Raw genomic sequence first — 17,492 nt, forward strand, 5'->3', positions numbered from 1 at the left:
TCCTTTGCATGCAAGGGATCAGGCCGCCAGGCGCGGGCGGTCGACGATCTGGTTGTCGACGCCGTTCACCAGCGCGCTGAGCTTCATGTCGAACACGATCTCCGCGAACGGGCCTTCGAGGCCGTTGGCCTGGATGCTGGCCGCGTCGGTGCGCTCGACCAGCGGCGGCACCAGGCCCTCGCGCGTGGCGTAGGCGAAGTCGTCGTACACCAGCGGATCGCCGTCGATGTTGATCTGCGTGGTCAGCTTGCGGTGGCCGGGGGCCGTGACGAAGAAGTGGATGTGCGCCGGGCGGTTGCCGTGGCGGCCGAGCTGGTTCAGCAGGAGCTGCGTGGGGCCGTCCGGCGGGCAGCCGTAGCCCATGGGCACGATGCTCTGGAAGCGGTAGCGGCCCTGCGCATCCGTGATGATGGTGCGGCGCATGTTGAAGGGCTTCTGCTCGCCCGTGGGATCGAAGTGGGAATAGAAGCCCTTGGTGTTGGCATGCCAGACCTCCACCTGGGCGCCGGGCAAGGGCTGGCCATCAGCACCGTAGATGGTGCCGTGCATGACGAGCGCGTGGCCGGCCGTGTCGCTGCCGTCGTCCAGCCGCGCGAAGCCCTGTGCCACGGGCGCGCCCGCCACGTACAGCGGCCCTTCGATGGTGCGCGGCGTGCCATTGGCCACGCCCAGCGCGGCGTCCTCGGCGTCCATTCGCATGTCGAAATACCGGTCCAGGCCCAGCCCGGGCGACAGCAGCCCCGCCTCGCCGCGCGCGCCGAGCTGGTTCAGGTAGGCGATGCCGGCCCAGTATTCGTCGGACGTGATGTCCAGGTCCTCGATGGCCTTGTACAGATCCGACAGGATGCGGTGGATGATCTGCTTGGCGCGCGGGTTGCCGCCTTCCTGGTTCAGGCCGCTGGCCAGGCGCAGGAAGTCCTGGACTTCCTGGGTGTTGAAGATGTGGACGCTCATCGCGGTCTCCTTTTCGTACTGGGTTCGTGGAAAGTTCTTGGAATCGGCATCAGGCCGCGGGCCCGACGGTGACGCGCCGGCCGTCGCGGCGGAAGTGCCGCACGCGGTCCTCGTCCAGCGCGATGCCCAGCCCCGGCGCCGCCGGCACCGTCAGGTGGAAATCCTTGTATTCGAGCGGCGTGGCCAGGATCTCCTCGGTCAGCAGCAGCGGGCCGAACAGCTCGGTGCCCCACTGCAGCTCGCGGAAGGTGGAGAACACGTGCGCCGAGGCAATCGTGCCGACCGCACCCTCCAGCATGGTGCCGCCATACAGCTCGATGTGCGCCGCATCGGCGATGGCCGCCACCTGCTGCGCCGCGCGCAGGCCGCCGGACTGCTCGGTCTTGATCGCGAACACATCCGCGCCCGCCATCTGCGCCAGCCCGAAGGCGCTGGCCGGGCCCGTCAGCGATTCGTCGGCCATGACCGCGATCGGATAGCGGCCCTTGAGGCGCGCCAGCACGTCGGCGCTTGCCACCGGCTGCTCGGCCAGTTCGCAGCCTGCATCCACCAGGCCGGCCAGGCCGTGGTGCGCCTGCAGTTCGCTCCACGCCATGTTCACGTCCACCCGCACCGAGGCCAGGTCGCCCAGCGCCTTCTTGATGGCGGCCACGTGCGCCACGTCGTCGCGCACCGGCTTGCGGCCGATCTTGAGCTTGAAGATCTGGTGGCGGCGCGTCTCCAGCATGCGCTGCGCCTCCTCGATGTCGCGCCCCGTGTCGCCGGAGGCCAGCGTCCACGCCACGGGCAGGCGCTCGCGCAGCCGGCCGCCCAGCAGCTCGGAGACGGGCAGGCCCGTGCGGTGGCCGAGCGCGTCGTACAGCGCGGTCTCGACGGCGCACTTGGCGAAGCGGTTGTCGCGGATGGCCTGGTTCAGGCGCGCCATCAGCGCGGGCACGCGGTTGGCGTCCGCGCCCACCATCTGCGGCGCGAAATAGGTGTCGATGGCCAGCTTCATGCCCTCGGGCGACTCGGCGCCGTAGGCCAGGCCGCCGATGGTCGTGCCCTCGCCGATGCCCACCGTGCCGTCCGAGCAGCGCACGCGCACCAGCATCAGCGTCTGGCCGTTCATGGTCGCCATGGACAGTTTGTGCGGGCGGATCGTCGGCAGGTCGAGCAGCAGGGTCTCCACCTGGTCTATGGCGACGGCGCCGGTGGGGTGCTGTGGGCGAAGGGGTTTTTGCATGGCCCGCATTGGACGACGCCGCCCCCGGTACGATCCAACACCAAATTGGTCTGAATCAATACCCAATAGGTATTGAGTACAGATTAAATATTGAAAAACAAAGACTTAGAATCCATAAATTCCCACGTCATATGGTTTTCCCTGATGGATCTGCGCCAGATGCGTTACTTCGTGGCCGTGGCCACGACCCGGAACTTCACCCGCGCCGCCGAGCAGATGCACATCGCGCAGCCGCCGCTGAGCCGCCAGATCCAGCAGTTGGAAGATGAGTTGGGCGTGCAGCTCATCCAGCGCAACAGCCGCCCGGTGCGCCTGACGGAGGCTGGGCGGGTGGTGTACGAGCAGGCCCTGCAGGTGCTGCACCGGGTGGAGCAGATGAAGAACGCCGCCCGGCAGGTGGGGAGCAATCAGCGGCAGTCGATCTCGGTCGGGTATGTCGCCTCCACCTTGTACGGCGGGTTGCCGGTGATGGTGCGCATGCTGCGCCAGCGCTATCCGCATACTGACATCCACCTCGTCGAGCTCGGCTCGATCCAGCAGATCCATGAACTGAAATCCGGCCGCATCGACCTGGGCTTCGGGCGCCTGCGAACCAACGACAGCTCCGTGTCGCGCACGGTGCTGAGCGAGGAGCGGCTGGTGCTGGCCATGGCACCCACCTCGCCGCTGGCGGCCGACAACCGCCGCATCGACCTGCAGGCGGTGGCGGACCAGCGCCTGATCGTCTATCCCAAGGAGCCGCGCCCGAGCTACGCGGACCATGTCCTCGGCCTGCTGCACGACCAGGGCATCCAGCCCGCCGAAGTCCACGAGGTGCGCGAACTGCAGGCCGCGCTCGGCCTGGTCGCCGCCGAGATGGGCGTGTGCATCGTGCCCACCGCCGCACGGCTGCGCACGGATCTGGTCTACCGGCTCATCGACGACGCGCGGGCCACGTCGCCCATCATCCTCAGCCACCGGCTCAACGACGATTCCTGGTACATCGCGGCCGTCAAGCAGCTGATCGCCGAGATGTATGCCCAGAACCCGCCCTTCATCTCACATCTGGGATCGCTGGAGATCTGACGAAGGCTTGGCGCTTGCTTCTCATTTCATAGCTACCAGCGCTCTCCAAATAAGCGCTGCAGCCCTATTTCATCTAAACCCGCAACGCCGCCGCCTCGCGCGCCAGTTGCGTGATGCGCGCCCAGTCGCCCTGCGCCAGCGCGTCGCCCGGCACGAGCCATGAGCCCCCCCACGCAGGCCACGTTGGGCAGCGCCAGGAATTGCGCCGCGTTGCCCGGCGCCACGCCGCCCGTGGGGCAGAACATCCTTACGGCAAAGCGTGCACCCGCGCGCGGCGGCCTCGGCATCGGGCACCTCGGCAGCGATGGCGCGCATGCAGTCGAGCGCCTCGGGGGTACGCAGCGTGACCTCCAGCATTCGTATGCCGCCGGCCACCAGCGCGCGCCAGCGGCACGGCGTGGCGCACATCGTGCAGCACGATGACCGGGATCATCGGCGTGACCCACTACGACAGCTCCGAGGAGGAATTGCTGCTGCGCACCTACGAGCTCATCGTGCGCGAAAGCACCTAAAAAAATCCGCAGCCCTGGCTGCGGATTTCCATGGAAGGGACGAATGCCGGGCGTTCAGTCCGCCGTGGCTTCCTCGGGCTCGGCCGGCTCCGACCTGGGACCACGGTCCTTCTTGGGCAGCGGCTGGATGTCCAGCAGCACCTCGGAACTCTCCACGCCCTGCTCGTCCGTCTTGTGCTCGATATCCACGGTCAGGCGCCCGCCTTCGGTCAGGCGGCCGAACAGCAGCTCGTCGGCCAGCGCCTTGCGGATCGTGTCCTGGATCAGGCGCTGCATGGGGCGCGCGCCCATGAGCGGATCGAATCCCTTCTTGGCCAGGTACTTGCGCAGCTGGTCGGTGAAGGTGACCTCCACCTTCTTCTCGGCCAACTGCTGCTCCAGCTGCAGCAGGAACTTGTCCACCACGCGCAGGATGATCTGCTCGTCGAGCGGCTTGAAGCTCACGATGGCGTCCAGGCGGTTGCGGAACTCGGGTGTGAACAGGCGCTTGATGTCGCCCATCTCGTCGCCCGCCTGGCGCTGCGTCGTGAAGCCGATGGTGGCCTTGTTCATGGTCTCGGCGCCTGCGTTCGTCGTCATGATGATGATGACGTTGCGGAAGTCGGCCTTGCGCCCGTTGTTGTCCGTCAGCGTGCCGTGGTCCATGACCTGCAGCAGCACGTTGAAGATGTCCGGGTGCGCCTTCTCGATCTCGTCGAGCAGCAGCACGGCGTGCGGTTTCTTGGTGACGGCCTCGGTCAGCAGCCCCCCCTGGTCGAAGCCCACGTAGCCCGGGGGCGCGCCGATCAGGCGGCTCACGGCGTGGCGCTCCATGTACTCCGACATGTCGAAGCGGATCAGGTCCACGCCCATGATGTAGGCGAGCTGCTTGGCCGCCTCGGTCTTGCCCACGCCCGTGGGGCCGCTGAACAGGAACGAGCCGATCGGCTTGTCGCCCTTGCCCAGGCCCGAGCGCGCCATCTTGACGGCCGAGGCCAGCACCTCCAGCGCCTTGTCCTGGCCGAACACCACGCTCTTGAGGTCGCGCTCCAGCGTCTGCAGCTTGCCGCGGTCGTCGTTGCTGACGTTGGCGGGAGGAATGCGCGCGATCTTCGCGACGATCTCCTCGATCTCGCTCTTGCCGATGGTCTTCTTGCGCTTGGACGGCGTGAGGATGCGCTGCGCCGCGCCGGCCTCGTCGATCACGTCGATGGCCTTGTCGGGCAGGTGGCGGTCGTTGATGTACTTGGCGCTCAGCTCGGCCGCGGCCTGCAGGGCTGCGGCGGCGTACTTGACGCTGTGGTGCTCCTCGAAGCGGCTCTTGAGGCCCTTGAGGATGTCCACCGTCTCGGCCACCGTGGGCTCGACCACGTCCACCTTCTGGAAGCGCCGCGACAGCGCCGCGTCCTTCTCGAAGATGCCGCGGTATTCGGTGAAGGTGGTCGCGCCGATGCACTTGAGCGCACCCGAGCTGAGCGCGGGCTTGAGCAGGTTGGAGGCGTCCAGCGTGCCGCCCGAGGCCGCACCCGCGCCGATCAGCGTGTGGATCTCGTCGATGAACAGGATGGCGTTGGGCTTGTCCTTGAGGCTCTTGAGCACGCCCTTGAGGCGCTGCTCGAAATCGCCGCGGTACTTGGTGCCCGCCAGCAGCGCGCCCATGTCGAGCGAGTACACCGTGGCCTCGGCCAGGATCTCGGGCACGTCGTTCTGCGTGATGCGCCAGGCCAGGCCCTCGGCGATGGCGGTCTTGCCCACGCCGGCCTCGCCCACGAGCAGCGGGTTGTTCTTGCGCCGGCGGCACAGGATCTGGATGGTGCGCTCGACCTCGTAGTCGCGGCCGATCAGCGGGTCGATCTTGCCGTCCCTGGCCGCCTGGTTGAGGTTCAGGGTGTACTGCTCCAGCGGCGAGGCCTTCTCGCTGCGCTCGCCCTGGGCGCCGTCCTCGGCCTCGGCCTGGCCCTCGGGCTTGGCGGGCTCGGGCGGCTCGCCCTTCTTGATGCCGTGGGCGATGTAGTTCACCACGTCCAGGCGCGTCACGCCCTGCTGGTGCAGGTAGTAGACGGCGTGCGAGTCCTTCTCGCCGAAGATGGCCACGAGCACGTTGGCGCCCGTGACTTCCTTCTTGCCGTTGCCGGTGGACTGCACGTGCATGATGGCGCGCTGGATCACGCGCTGGAAGCCCAGCGTGGGCTGGGTATCCACCTCGTCGGTGCCCGCCACCTGGGGCGTGTTGTCCTTGATGAAATTGGTCAGCGAAGAGCGCAGGTCGTCGATGTTGGCCGCGCATGCGCGCAGCACCTCGGCTGCGCTGGGGTTATCGAGCAATGCAAGCAGCAGGTGTTCCACGGTGATGAACTCGTGGCGCTGCTGACGGGCCTCGACGAAGGCCATGTGCAAGCTGACTTCCAGTTCCTGGGCAATCATGTGAGAACTCCTATGTGCTTGCGTGTGAAAGATGACTTTAGATCGGGGGCAAAGGCCATTTATTCAACAGGCTCACTCACGCATTGCAGCGGATGTCCGGCCTGGTGCGCCGCGTCGAGGACCTGCTCGACCTTGGTGGCCGCCACGTCGCGCGTGTAGACGCCGCAGACGCCTTTTCCGTCCAGGTGGATCTTCAGCATGATCTGCGTGGCCGCCTCGCGGTCCTTGTTGAAGAACTCCTGCAGCACGACGACCACGAACTCCATGGGCGTGTAGTCGTCGTTGAGCATCACCACCTGGTACATCTGGGGCGGCTTGGTTTTCTGGGTCCGCCGCTCGAGCACGACCGAGCCGCCCTCGTCCCCGGAGGGAAGGCGTGGCGCCGGCGCGGGCGTAGGGGGTCTGGTTGCCATGTGTTTCATTCTAGTCCGCTGGGCCTGGCTGCAGCAGGTGCTTGTAACTGGTGCCGCAGCCGTCTTTTTCAAGCGTTTTCGTACACCACGCTCACGTTGTCGCTGCCCGCCTGCGCGCCCCAGGCGGCCAGGGCGGCATCGCTCGGGAAGAATCGGCTGGCCTCGCCGAGCTGCAGCTCGGCGACGGCCGCTCCCGCATCGGCCTGGCAGCGCACGCCCATGCGCACGCGCAGGCCATGGGCCAGGATCTCGCCATGCTCCGTTTCCTCACGGCGCGGGGGAAATTCCCGCACGATCGAAACCACGTCGGGCCTGGCACCGTCCCGGGGGCCGACCAGCAGGTAGCGGCCAAAACGCGCCCGCGCCCCGGCCAGATCCCAGACCTGCTGCACCTTCACGCGCAGCCCGCCGCTGAAGTGGTCGAACTGCAGCCGGCCGCTCACGACCACGAACTCGTCGTCCTTGAGCGCACCGGCGCTGGCGGCGATCACCCCTTCGTCGGCCGAGGCCTCGATCACGCCCGACTTGTCGTCGAGCTTGAACAGCGCCAGCTTGCCGCGCTGCCCGCTGATCACGCGGCAGTCGCCCACGATGCCGGCCAGCACCTGGGTCTCGCGGCTGTCGGCCAGTTCGGCGATGGGCGTGCGCACGAAGCGGCGCACCTCCTGCTGCACCTCGTCGAACAAATGGCCCGACAGGTAGAAGCCCACCGCCGTCTTCTCCTGCATCAGGCGCTCCTTGATGCCCCAGGGCGTGGCCTCGGCCAGCTCCGGCTCCTGGGTGCTGGAGCCTATGGCGTCGTCGCCCATCATGTCGAACAGCCCGCCCTGGTTGACGTTGGCCAGCTGCGCGCTTGCGAAGTCGAACGCCCGGTCGATCGATGCCACGAGCGCCGCACGGTCCAGATGCAGGGCATCGAAGGCGCCTGCCTTGATGAGCGCCTCCACCGTCCGCTTGTTGAGGCGCGTGCGGTCCACGCGCACGCAGAAATCGAACAGGCTCTTGAAGGGACCGCGATCGCCCCCGCGCGGCCCCTCGCCCCGGCCCTCGCGGGCGGCGATGATGGCCTCGATGGCCTGCTGGCCCGTGCCCTTGATGGCGCCCAGGCCGTAGCGGATGACCTTGTCGGTCACGGGTTCAAAACGGTAGTTGCCGCGGTTGATGTCCGGCGGCTCGAAGGTGATGCCGAACTGCTTGACCGCATCCTCGTAGAGCACCTTGAGCTTGTCGGTGTCGTCCATTTCCACGGTCATGTTCGCGCAGTAGAACTCCGCCGTGTAGTGCACCTTGAGCCAGCCCGTGTGGTAGGCCAGCAGCGAGTAGGCGGCGGCGTGCGACTTGTTGAAGCCGTAGCCCGCGAACTTCTCCATCAGGTCGAAGACTTCGTCGGCCTTGTCCTGGCCGATGCCCTTCTCGGCCGCGCCCTTGCGGAAGATGGCGCGGTGCTCGGCCATCTCCTCAGCCTTCTTCTTGCCCATGGCGCGGCGCAGCATGTCGGCGCCGCCCAGGCTGTAGCCGCCCAGCACCTGCGCGGTCTGCATCACCTGCTCCTGGTAGACCATGATGCCGTAGGTCTCGGCCAGCACGGGCTCCACCAGCGGGTGCGGGTACTCCACCACCTCCTTGCCGTGCTTGCGGTTCACGAAGCTCGGGATCAGGTCCATCGGCCCCGGGCGGTACAGCGCGTTCAGGGCGATCAGGTCCTCCAGGCGGCTGGGGCGGGCTTCCTTGAGCATGCCCTGCATGCCCCGGCTTTCAAACTGGAACACGGCCTCGGTCTTGCCGTCGGAAAACAGCCTGTAGGTGGCGGCGTCGTCCAGCGGCACGTTCTCGAACGCGAAGCCCTCCTGGCCCTTGTTGCGCGCGCGGATGAAGTCGCGCGCGATCTCCAGGATGGTGAGCGTGGCCAGGCCCAGGAAGTCGAACTTCACCAGGCCGATGGCCTCCACGTCGTCCTTGTCGTACTGGCTCACGGCCGATTCGCTGCCGGGCTGCTGGTACAGCGGGCAGAAGTCCGTCAGCTTGCCCGGCGCGATCAGCACGCCGCCCGCGTGCATGCCGATGTTGCGCGTCATGCCCTCGAGCTGCTGCGCCATCTCGATGATGGTGCGCACGTCCTCCTCCTTGCGCACGCGCTCGTAGAGCATGGGCTCGAGCTCCAGCGCGTAGTTGTTCTTGTCGCCCTCCTTCTTCGGCTCGGGCGGGTAGGCCAGGGTGTAGGTCTGGCCGGGCTTGCCGGGCACCAGTTTCGAGATGCCGTCGCAGAAGGTGTAGCTCATGTCCATCACGCGCCCCACGTCGCGGATGGCGGCCTTGGCGGCCATGGTGCCGAAGGTGGCGATCTGGCTCACCGCGTCCTTGCCGTACTTCTCCTTCACGTAGTCGATCACGCGGTCGCGGTTGGCCTGGCAGAAGTCAATGTCGAAGTCGGGCATGGACACCCGCTCGGGGTTCAGGAAGCGCTCGAACAGCAGGTTGTACTGCAGCGGGTCCAGGTCGGTGATCTTGAGCGCGTAGGCCACGAGCGAGCCCGCGCCCGAGCCCCGGCCCGGCCCCACGGGGCAGCCGTTGTTCTTGGCCCACTGGATGAAGTCGCCCACGATGAGGAAGTAGCCCGGGAAACCCATCTTGAGAATGGTGCCGAGCTCGAACTCCAGGCGCTCCTCGTAGCGCGGGCGCTGTTTTTCGCGCTCGGCCTCATTGGGGAACAGGTGCAGCAGCCGCTCCTTGAGCCCGTCGTAGGAGGCGACCCGGAAGTATTCCTCGATCGGCATGCCGCCCGGCGTGGGAAAGTCCGGCAGCTGCGGCTTGCCCAGCACCAGCGTGAGGTTGCAGCGCTTGGCGATCTCCAGCGTGTTGGCGATGGCCGAGGGCACGTCGGCGAACAGCGCCTGCATCTCGGCGCCGCTCTTGAAATACTGCTCCCGGGTGAAGCGGCGCACGCGCCGCTGGTTGGCCAGGATCTCGCCCTCGGCGATGCACACGCGCGCCTCGTGCGCCTCGTAGCCATCGGCCGTGACGAACTGCACGGGATGCGTGGCCACCACCGGCAGCTGCAGCCGGGCAGCAAGCTGGACGGCCGTGGTGACGTGGGCCTCGTCGTCGGCGCGGCCGGCGCGCTGTATCTCGACGTAAAAGCGGTGCGGAAAGATGCCCGCGAGCCGCAAGGCCACGGCCGCGGCGCCTTCGTCGTCGCCCTTCATGAGGGCCTGCCCCACCGGCCCCGCCTGCGCGCCTGCCAGCGCGATCAGGCCCTGGTTGAGCTCTGCGAGCCAGTCCCAGGTGCACAGCGGCAGGTTCTTGACGACGTTGCGCGTCCAGGCGCGCGTCAGCAATTCGGACAGGTTGAGGTAGCCCTGGCGGCTCTGCGCCAGCAGCAGCATGCGCGAGGGCGGCGCGCCCGCGTCGCCCTCCAGGCAGACCTCCGCGCCCACGATGGGCTTGACCCCCTTGCCCCGCCCTTCCTTGTAGAACTTGACCGCCCCGAAGAGGTTGTTCAGATCGGTGATGGCCAGCGCGGGCTGGCCATCCCTGGCGGCGGATTTGACGGCCTCGTCGATGCGGGTGGTTCCGTCCACGACGGAAAATTCGGTGTGCAGGCGCAGGTGAACAAACATCCCGGCATTGTAGGAATGCGGGCTTGGCCCCATCCGGCAGTCGGTGGGCCCGCCTGCTTACATACAATGTCGCGTCGCGGCTTGGGCCGGCCCCGCAGGCCGGCCGGCCGCCAGCAGTCTTTCACTTCTTGCCCGAGAGCTTTCGCCATGCCGCGTTTTTCCCTGTCTCTGATCTCCGCATTGCTGGCTGCCGGCCTGCTGGCCGCCTGCGCCAGCAGCTCCGAGGACAAGACCGCCGGCTGGAGCACCGACAAGATCTATGCCGAGGCGCGCGACGAGCTCAACGGCGGCGCCTACGACAAGGCCGTGCCGCTGCTGGAAAAGCTCGAAGGCCGCGCCGCCGGCACGCCGCTGGCCCAGCAGGCCCAGCTGGAAAAGGCCTACGCCCAGTACAAGGGCGGCGAGAAAGCCCAGGCCATCGCCACGCTGGACCGCTTCATGAAGCTGCACCCGGCGAGCCCCGCGCTCGACTACGCGCTGTACCTCAAGGGCCTGGTGAACTTCAACGAGAACCTGGGCCTGTTTTCCTGGGTCTCCCGCCAGGACCTGTCCGAGCGCGACCAGAAGGCCGCCAAGGACTCCTTCGAGTCCTTCCGCGAGCTGGTGGCGCGCTTTCCCGAGTCGCGCTACACGCCCGACGCGCGCCTGCGCATGACCTACATCGTCAACTCGCTGGCGCAGTACGAGGTGCACGTGGCCCGCTACTACTACCAGCGCGGCGCCTACGTGGCGGCCATCAGCCGCGCGCAAAGCGCGATCACCGACTACAAGGACGTGCCCGCCACCGAGGAGGCGCTGTACATCCTGGTGCGTTCCTACGACGCGCTGGGCATGACGCAGCTGCGCGACGACGCGCAGCGCGTGCTGCAGGCCTCCTACCCGAACAGCAGCCTGCTGAGCACCGGCTTCAAGGCCAAGGACAATCCGTGGTGGAAGTTCTGGTGAGCGCGTCCAGCGCCGCGTCGAACTCCTCCTGCGACGCAAGGCGGCGCATCGCGGGCAAGGCCCGCATCAGGCGCTTGCCGTAGCCCTTGCGCACGAGGCGCGCGTCGGCCACGACCAGCACTCCGCGGTCGCTCTCGCGCCGTATCAGACGCCCCGCGCCCTGCTTGAGCGCCACCGCGGCCGCCGGCAGGGCGAGTTCGCGAAACGCGCTGCGCCCTTCCCGCGCAAGCCGCTCGCTGCGCGCCCGCACCAGCGGGTCGCCCGGCGATGGGAAGGGCAGCTTGTCGATCACCAGCAGCTGCAGCGCATCGCCGGGCACGTCGAAGCCCTCCCAGAAGGTGGCCGAGCCCACCAGCACCCGGCCTGCGGGACGGCCGCCTGCATGGGCCTGCATGCGAAAGCGCTCCATGATCTGCCGCTTGGGCGCCTGGCCCTGCACCAGCACCTCTATGCCGCCGCCGGGTGCGAAACGCTGCTGCAGCACGGCGGCCACCACCTGCAGCGCCCGCAGGCTGGTGGTCAGCACCAGCGTGCGCCCGCCCAGGCGCGCCACGGCATCGCCGACCCAATGCGCCAGCTGCGCGCTGTGGGCGGGATCGGTGGGCAGCGGCAATTGCTCCGGCACGTAGAGCGCGGCCTGGCGCGCGTAGTCGAACGGGCTGGGGACGCGCAGGATGCGGGCGTCCTGCAGACCGCAGGACTCGGTGAACCAGCGCAGGCCGGCATCGTCGCCCAGCGTGGCGGAGGTGAACACCCAGGAGCGGGCATCCGCCGCCTGCGCCGCGCCCCCCTCCTCGTCCCAGGCGCCCTGCGGCGCGGGCGCGCCGTGCCACAGCGCATGCAGGGCCGGCGCCACGTCCAGCGGCGACTCCGACATGCGCGGCGCGCCCGCCACCTCCAGCCAGCGCACCCAGCCCCCATCGCCCACGGCGGAAAAATGCGCCAGGCGCTCCAAGAGCGCAACGGTGCGCTGGTGCAGGTGCCGCAGGTCGGGGGCCAGCCCCGCCAGGCCGTCCAGGGCCGCCAGGGCGGTGCGCAGCGCGGCCACCACGGCATGCAGCGCATCCGCCCATTGCACGGGGTCCACGCCGTCGGGCGCCGGCCCCGTCCAGGGCACGCGGGCGGCCCCATGGTCGTCCGGGTCGCCGCCAGCGGCCAGCAGACGCAGCGCGCGCACCGCCTGGCGCAGCCCGTCATGCAGGCCCTGCCAGTCCGCCAGGCCGCGCGCCCAGCGCAGGCCTGCTGCCCGCAGGTCCTGGCCCAGGTCCAGCAGCTGGCCGGTGCCGAGCTGCGCGCCCAGGAATTGCGCCGCCGTCTCGGCCAGCTGGTGGGCCTCGTCGAAGATCACCACGCCTGTGCTGGGCAGCAGCCGGGCCACGCCCGATTCGCGCACGGCCAGGTCGGCAAAGAAAAGATGGTGGTTGATGACCACCACGTCGGCCGCCAGCGCGTCGCGGCGCGCCTGGTAGACGTGGCACTGCTGGAAGCGCGGGCAGTCCGCGCCCAGGCAATTGTCCCGCGTGGAGGTGACCAGGGCCACGGCGGCCGAGCGCTCGTCAAGGTCCGGCAGCTGCGCCAAGTCGCCGGTGGGCGTGTCCTGCGCCCACCGCTCGATGCGGCCGAGGTCCCGCGCCAGACCGGCATCGCCCACCCTCTCGTCCTGGCGGGCCAGCTCCAGGCGATGGCGGCACAGATAGCTGGACCGCCCCTTGAGCAGGGCCGGGCGCAGGGGCAGCGCCAGGGCGCGCTGCAGCAGCGGCAGGTCACGGCCGAAGAGCTGGTCCTGCAGCGCCTTGGTGGCGGTGGAGACCAGCACCTGCCGGCCGCTCAAGAGGGCCGGCACCAGGTACGCGAAGGTCTTGCCCACGCCGGTCCCCGCCTCCACCACCAGCCGCGCGGAGGCACCGATGGCGTCCGCCACCGCCAGGGCCATGTCCGTCTGGCCCGCGCGGGGGTGGAAATGGGGCAGCACGCGCGCCAGCGGGCCTTCCGGCGCGAAGGCCCGGGCCACCTGGTCATCGAGCTGCATGGGAAGAGACAGGAAGCGGCGCGGGCGTGGCGTCTTGAGGGCGTTGGTTCATACTGCGCTGCTTGATCATAATAGGTACCGCATTGCCGCCCAGACGCCGCAAGGCGTCTGCCCGCCTTCTTCTGCCCATGACCAAAGCGTTCCGCATCAGCGCCTCCACCGGCATCCACAAGGGTGACCGTACCTACCAGCAAGACCAGGTCGCCCTGCTGCCGCACCCCCGCTTCAACGGCTGCGTGCTCGGCGTGGTGGCCGATGGCATGGGCGGGCGCAGCGGCGGGCGCAAGGCCTCCGACCAGGTCATGCTCACGGCTCGCCAGCTCTTCGAGCGCTATTCACCCGAAACGGATGACGCGGCCGCACTGCTCAAGCATATCGTCCAGGAGGCGCATATCGTGATCCGTCTCACGGCCATCTCGGCCGAGCAGGAGCCGCACAGCACGATCGCCGCCTTCGTGATCAACCCGCGCGGCGATTGCCACTGGGTGCATGCCGGCGACTCGCGCATCTACCACTTCCAGCATGGGCGGCTGCTCTTTCGCACCAGCGACCACTCCTACGTGCAGGCGCTGGTGGACCGCGGCGAACTCACCGAGGCCGAGGCCGGCAGCCACCCCCACTCCAATGTCCTGATCGGCTGCCTGGGCGCGGAAAGCGATCCCCCCATCACGGCGCACCTGATCCCCCAGCTGCAGCCCGGCGATGCGCTGCTGGCCTGCAGCGACGGCGTCTGGCACTACTTCTCGTCGGCCGAGCTGGCGTCGGTGCTGGACTCGCTGACCCCGCGCGAGGCCAGCGAATTCCTGATCGACAAGGCGCGCACGCGATCGTGCGGGGGCGGCGACAACCTGTCGCTGCTGGTGGTGAAGATCGAGGCGCTGGCCGACGAAAAACGGCTGCCGCGCCCAGCAGCGCAGCTCACGCCCCAGGCGTGAAACCCACGGGCTTCAAGGCGCGGCCTGATCGCCGGGCGGCGGAGGCAGCGGAGCCGGCGGCTTGCGGCCCGAGGCCGCCGCCTGCGCCTTTTCGCGCTCGTGCCGTTCGCGGCGTTCGCGGGCCTGTTGCTGCTTGGCCTCGTAGCGGGCGCGCGATTCGGGGATGCGCTGCTGCCCGGCCTGCCTGCGCCGCTCCAGGTCTGCCGCATGCTCGGCCGCGCGGCGCTGCTGCTGCTCGGCGCGTTGGCGTGCTTCCTGCTCGCGCGCCTGCGCATTGTTGCGCTCGGTGGCGCGCAGGGGAGCCGGCTTCTCGCCGGCCTGCAGCTTCTCATGCTGCTCCTGCCGCCGCTCCTCGATGGAGCGCACGCGCTGATCGGCCTTCTCGCGGCGCTCCTCGTCGTCGATCTGCAGCTCTTGCTGGCGCAGCGCGTTGTCGGCCGCGCGCGCCTTGGCGCGCACCTTGCGCAGGCAGTCATTGACCGCGAACGCCTGGTAGCACGCGGCCTCGTCCTTGCCCAGCTGCGCCTGGACGGCCTGCCGCTCGGCCTGGATCTGCTCGCGCCGGGCCTGCCTTTGCAGCTGTGCCTGGCGCGCGGCCTCCTCCTGCGCCGCGGTGGCGGCGGCCGGCTGCGCAGCCTGGGCCGGCGCCAGCACGGCGGCGCCCAGCACGAGCAATACCCGGATGAAGGCAGGCAAAAAATCCGAAGTTCTCATGTCAGCCCCGTGTCCACCACGCGCCGCTCGAGCTGCAGGTATTCCTTGGACTGCATTTCGTTGAGGCGCGAGACGGTGCGTGGAAACTCGTGCGCCAGCGGCCCTTCGGTATAGAGTTCCTCGGGCGGCACGGCGGCCGAGACGATGAGCTTGACGCGCCGGTCGTAGAGCACGTCCACGAGCCAGGTGAAGCGCCGCGCCGGCGAGGCCAGGTTGACCGGCATATAGGGCACGCCCGACAGCAGCACGGTGTGGAACTGGGTGGCGATCTCCAGGTAGTCGTTCTGCGAGCGCGGGCCCATGCACAGTTCGCGGAAATCGAACCACACCACGCCGCCCGCACGGCGCAGGGCGCGGATCTCGCGCGCCTCGATGTGCAGCACCGGGTCTTCGTCGTGCACCTCGGCCAGCAGGCCGAAGGTCTCCTGCATCGCGGCGTCGGCTTCGGGGCCCAGCGGGCAGTGGTAGAGCCTGGCGTTCTCCAGCGTGCGGCGGCGGTAGTCGGTGCCGTTGTCCACGTTGACCACTTCCATGCGCTCGTTGAGCAGCGCGATCGCGGGCAGGATGCGGTCGCGGTGCAGCCCGTCCGGATACAGCTCGTCGGGCTTGAAGTTGGACGTGGTGACGAAGCCCACGCCGTTGTCGAACAGCGCGACCAGCAGGCGGTGCAGGATCATGGCATCGGTCACGTCCGCCACGTGGAACTCATCGAAGCAGATGAGCTTGTAGCGCTTGGCGATGCGCGCGCCCAGGGCGTCCAGCGGGTTCTGCTGGCCCTGCAGGCCGGCCAGTTCGCGGTGCACCTCGCGCATGAATTCGTGGAAGTGCAGGCGCACCTTGCGCTTCAGGGGCACGGCGTTGAAGAAGCAGTCCATGAGAAAGCTCTTGCCGCGCCCCACCCCGCCGTACATGTAGACGCCCTTGGGTATTTCGGGGTGGTTGATGAGCTTCTTCAGCGCGTTGGAGCGGCGGGTTTTGTACTGGCTCCACTCCTGCGCGCAGCGCTCGAGCGCATCCACGGCGCGCAACTGCGCGGGGTCGCTCTTGAAACCCTTGGCGGCGAGTTCCGCCTCATAGGCCTGCCTGACGTTCACCGGTATTCCTTGCTTTCAAAACAATAGCTGCCAGCGCTTATCGGGAAAGCGCAAGCAGCCATTTTCACCTCAAACCCTTAGAAGTTGAGGGTGCGCTTGTCCACGGCCAGCGCCGCTTCCTTGGTCGCCTCGGACAGCGAGGGATGCGCGTGGCAGATGCGGGCGATGTCTTCGCTGCTCGCCTTGAACTCCATTGCCACCACGGCCTCGGCGATCAGCTCGCTGGCCAGCGGGCCGACGATGTGCACGCCCAGGATCTCGTCCGTCGCGGCGTCGGCCAGGAACTTGACGAAGCCCGTGGTGTCGCCCAGCGCGCGTGCGCGGCCGTTGGCGAGGAAGGGGAAGCTGCCGGCCTTGTACTTCACGCCGTCCTGCTTGAGCTGCTGCTCGGTGCGGCCGACCCAGGCGATCTCGGGGCTGGTGTAGATGACCCAGGGGATGGTGTTGAAGTTGACGTGCCCGTGCTGGCCGGCGATGCGCTCGGCCACGGCCACGCCTTCCTCCTCGGCCTTGTGCGCGAGCATGGGGCCGCGCACCACGTCGCCCACGGCCCAGACGCCGGGCAGGTTGGTCCTGCAGTCGGCATCGACCACGATGGCGCCGCGCTCGTCGAGCTGCAGGCCCACGGCCTCGGGGTTCAGGCCGATGGTATTGGGCACGCGGCCGATGGAGACGATGAGCTTGTCCACGTCCAGCTTCTGCTCTTCGCCCTTGGCGTTGGCGTAGGCGATCGAGACGCCCTTCTTGCCGTTCTTGATCTCGCCGATCTTCACTCCCAGCTCGATCTTCAGGCCCTGCTTGTCGAACGCCTTCTTGGCTTCCTTGGCGACCTGCTCGTCCACGGCGCCCAGGAAGGTCGGCAGGCCTTCGAGGATGGTCACGTCCGCGCCCAGGCGGCGCCACACGCTGCCCATCTCCAGGCCGATCACGCCCGAGCCGATCACGCCCAGCTTCTTGGGAACCGCGCCGATGGCCAGCGCGCCGTCGTTGGACAGCACGTTGACCTCGTCGAACTCCACGCCCGGCAGCGCACGCGCGTTGGAGCCGGTGGCGAGGATGACCTGCCTGGCCGTCAGCGTCTCTTCGGCCTTGCCCGCCACCTTGACCTCGTAGCCGCCCTCGACGGCCTTGGCGAACGAGCCGCGGCCGTGGAAGAAGCTGACCTTGTTCTTCTTGAACAGGTACAGGATGCCGTCGTTGTTCTGCTTCACCACGGTGTCCTTGCGGCCGATCATCGTGGCCACGTCCATGGTCACCTTGCCGGTGCTGATGCCGTGCTCGGCGAAGTGCTTGGTGGCGTGCTCGAAGTGCTCGCTCGACTGCAGCAGCGCCTTGGACGGAATGCAGCCCACGTTGGTGCAGGTGCCGCCGGGCGCGGCGCCGCCTGCGGCGTTCTTCCACTCGTCGATGCAGGCCACGTTCATGCCCAGCTGCGCTGCGCGGATGGCTGCGATGTAGCCGCCGGGACCGGCGCCGATGACGATGACGTCGAATTGTTTGCTCATGGTTTCTTCAGGAATGGGGGGAGAGAAAAAACCCACCGCCGGGCCAGGCCGAGGGTGGGTTTCGAGAGTTACACCCTGCTG

12 protein-coding genes and 1 pseudogene are annotated in these 17,492 nt (G+C 68.3%); 3 read left to right on the forward strand and 10 right to left on the reverse strand.

From position 1 onward, the window contains the following. Positions 1 to 18: 18 nt before the first annotated feature. Both catA and ACX12L_RS12845 read right to left on the reverse strand, forming a co-directional pair. A complete protein-coding gene (gene catA, locus ACX12L_RS12840) occupies positions 19 to 954 on the reverse strand; it encodes a catechol 1,2-dioxygenase (RefSeq protein WP_459262946.1) in 936 nt (311 codons plus the stop codon). Between the two features lie 49 nt (positions 955 to 1,003). Beyond that, positions 1,004 to 2,179: a muconate/chloromuconate family cycloisomerase gene (locus ACX12L_RS12845; protein WP_459262947.1), complete on the reverse strand. Its 1,176-nt coding sequence runs from the start codon at positions 2,177 to 2,179 to the stop codon at positions 1,004 to 1,006. 144 nt (positions 2,180 to 2,323) lie between these two features. Between ACX12L_RS12845 and ACX12L_RS12850 the strand changes: the two genes are divergently transcribed. Continuing rightward, positions 2,324 to 3,244 carry a LysR family transcriptional regulator gene (locus ACX12L_RS12850; RefSeq protein WP_459262948.1) on the forward strand — a complete coding sequence of 307 codons (921 nt, stop codon included), beginning with the start codon at positions 2,324 to 2,326 and terminating at the stop codon, positions 3,242 to 3,244. Between the two features lie 73 nt (positions 3,245 to 3,317). Here the strand turns inward: ACX12L_RS12850 and ACX12L_RS12855 are convergent. The 4 genes and pseudogenes from ACX12L_RS12855 to dnaE all read right to left on the reverse strand — a co-directional run bounded on the left by ACX12L_RS12855 (position 3,318) and on the right by dnaE (position 10,189). Then, positions 3,318 to 3,677, reverse strand: a pseudogene (locus ACX12L_RS12855) (beta/alpha barrel domain-containing protein). A gap of 133 nt (positions 3,678 to 3,810) precedes the next feature. Next, positions 3,811 to 6,159, reverse strand: a complete 2,349-nt coding sequence (clpA, locus tag ACX12L_RS12860) for an ATP-dependent Clp protease ATP-binding subunit ClpA (RefSeq protein WP_459262949.1) — start codon at positions 6,157 to 6,159, stop codon at positions 3,811 to 3,813. Positions 6,160 to 6,218: 59 nt separating this feature from the next. Next, a complete protein-coding gene (clpS, locus tag ACX12L_RS12865; protein ID WP_459262950.1) occupies positions 6,219 to 6,572 on the reverse strand; it encodes an ATP-dependent Clp protease adapter ClpS in 354 nt (117 codons plus the stop codon). Positions 6,573 to 6,640: 68 nt separating this feature from the next. Then, positions 6,641 to 10,189, reverse strand: a complete 3,549-nt coding sequence (gene dnaE, locus ACX12L_RS12870) for a DNA polymerase III subunit alpha (protein ID WP_459262951.1) — start codon at positions 10,187 to 10,189, stop codon at positions 6,641 to 6,643. 147 nt (positions 10,190 to 10,336) lie between these two features. Here dnaE and ACX12L_RS12875 point away from each other — a divergent pair, with 147 nt between their 5' ends. Beyond that, the gene (locus ACX12L_RS12875) at positions 10,337 to 11,134 is read left to right on the forward strand and encodes an outer membrane protein assembly factor BamD (protein ID WP_459262952.1); all 798 of its coding nucleotides are present in this window, start codon (positions 10,337 to 10,339) and stop codon (positions 11,132 to 11,134) included. Here ACX12L_RS12875 and ACX12L_RS12880 read toward each other — a convergent pair. Then, positions 11,097 to 13,163: an ATP-dependent DNA helicase gene (locus ACX12L_RS12880; RefSeq protein WP_459262953.1), complete on the reverse strand. Its 2,067-nt coding sequence runs from the start codon at positions 13,161 to 13,163 to the stop codon at positions 11,097 to 11,099. The two genes, ACX12L_RS12875 and ACX12L_RS12880, sit on opposite strands and share 38 nt — an antisense overlap. Before the next feature lie 128 nt (positions 13,164 to 13,291). Here ACX12L_RS12880 and ACX12L_RS12885 point away from each other — a divergent pair, with 128 nt between their 5' ends. Then, a complete protein-coding gene (locus ACX12L_RS12885; protein WP_459262954.1) occupies positions 13,292 to 14,098 on the forward strand; it encodes a PP2C family protein-serine/threonine phosphatase in 807 nt (268 codons plus the stop codon). Positions 14,099 to 14,110: 12 nt separating this feature from the next. On the opposite strand, the gene ACX12L_RS12890 is transcribed toward ACX12L_RS12885, so the two are convergent. The 3 genes from ACX12L_RS12890 to lpdA form a co-directional block, all read right to left on the reverse strand. After that, positions 14,111 to 14,812: a hypothetical protein gene (locus ACX12L_RS12890; protein WP_459262955.1), complete on the reverse strand. Its 702-nt coding sequence runs from the start codon at positions 14,810 to 14,812 to the stop codon at positions 14,111 to 14,113. Beyond that, entirely contained in the window at positions 14,809 to 15,906 is a 1,098-nt protein-coding gene (zapE, locus tag ACX12L_RS12895) for a cell division protein ZapE (protein WP_459262956.1), read from the reverse strand. The genes ACX12L_RS12890 and zapE overlap by 4 nt, the downstream gene beginning before the upstream one ends. 77 nt (positions 15,907 to 15,983) lie before the next feature. Next, positions 15,984 to 17,411, reverse strand: a complete 1,428-nt coding sequence (lpdA, locus tag ACX12L_RS12900) for a dihydrolipoyl dehydrogenase (protein ID WP_459262957.1) — start codon at positions 17,409 to 17,411, stop codon at positions 15,984 to 15,986. Between the last annotated feature and the right edge of the window lie 81 nt (positions 17,412 to 17,492).

The organism is Alicycliphilus sp. T452 (assembly GCF_054512775.1).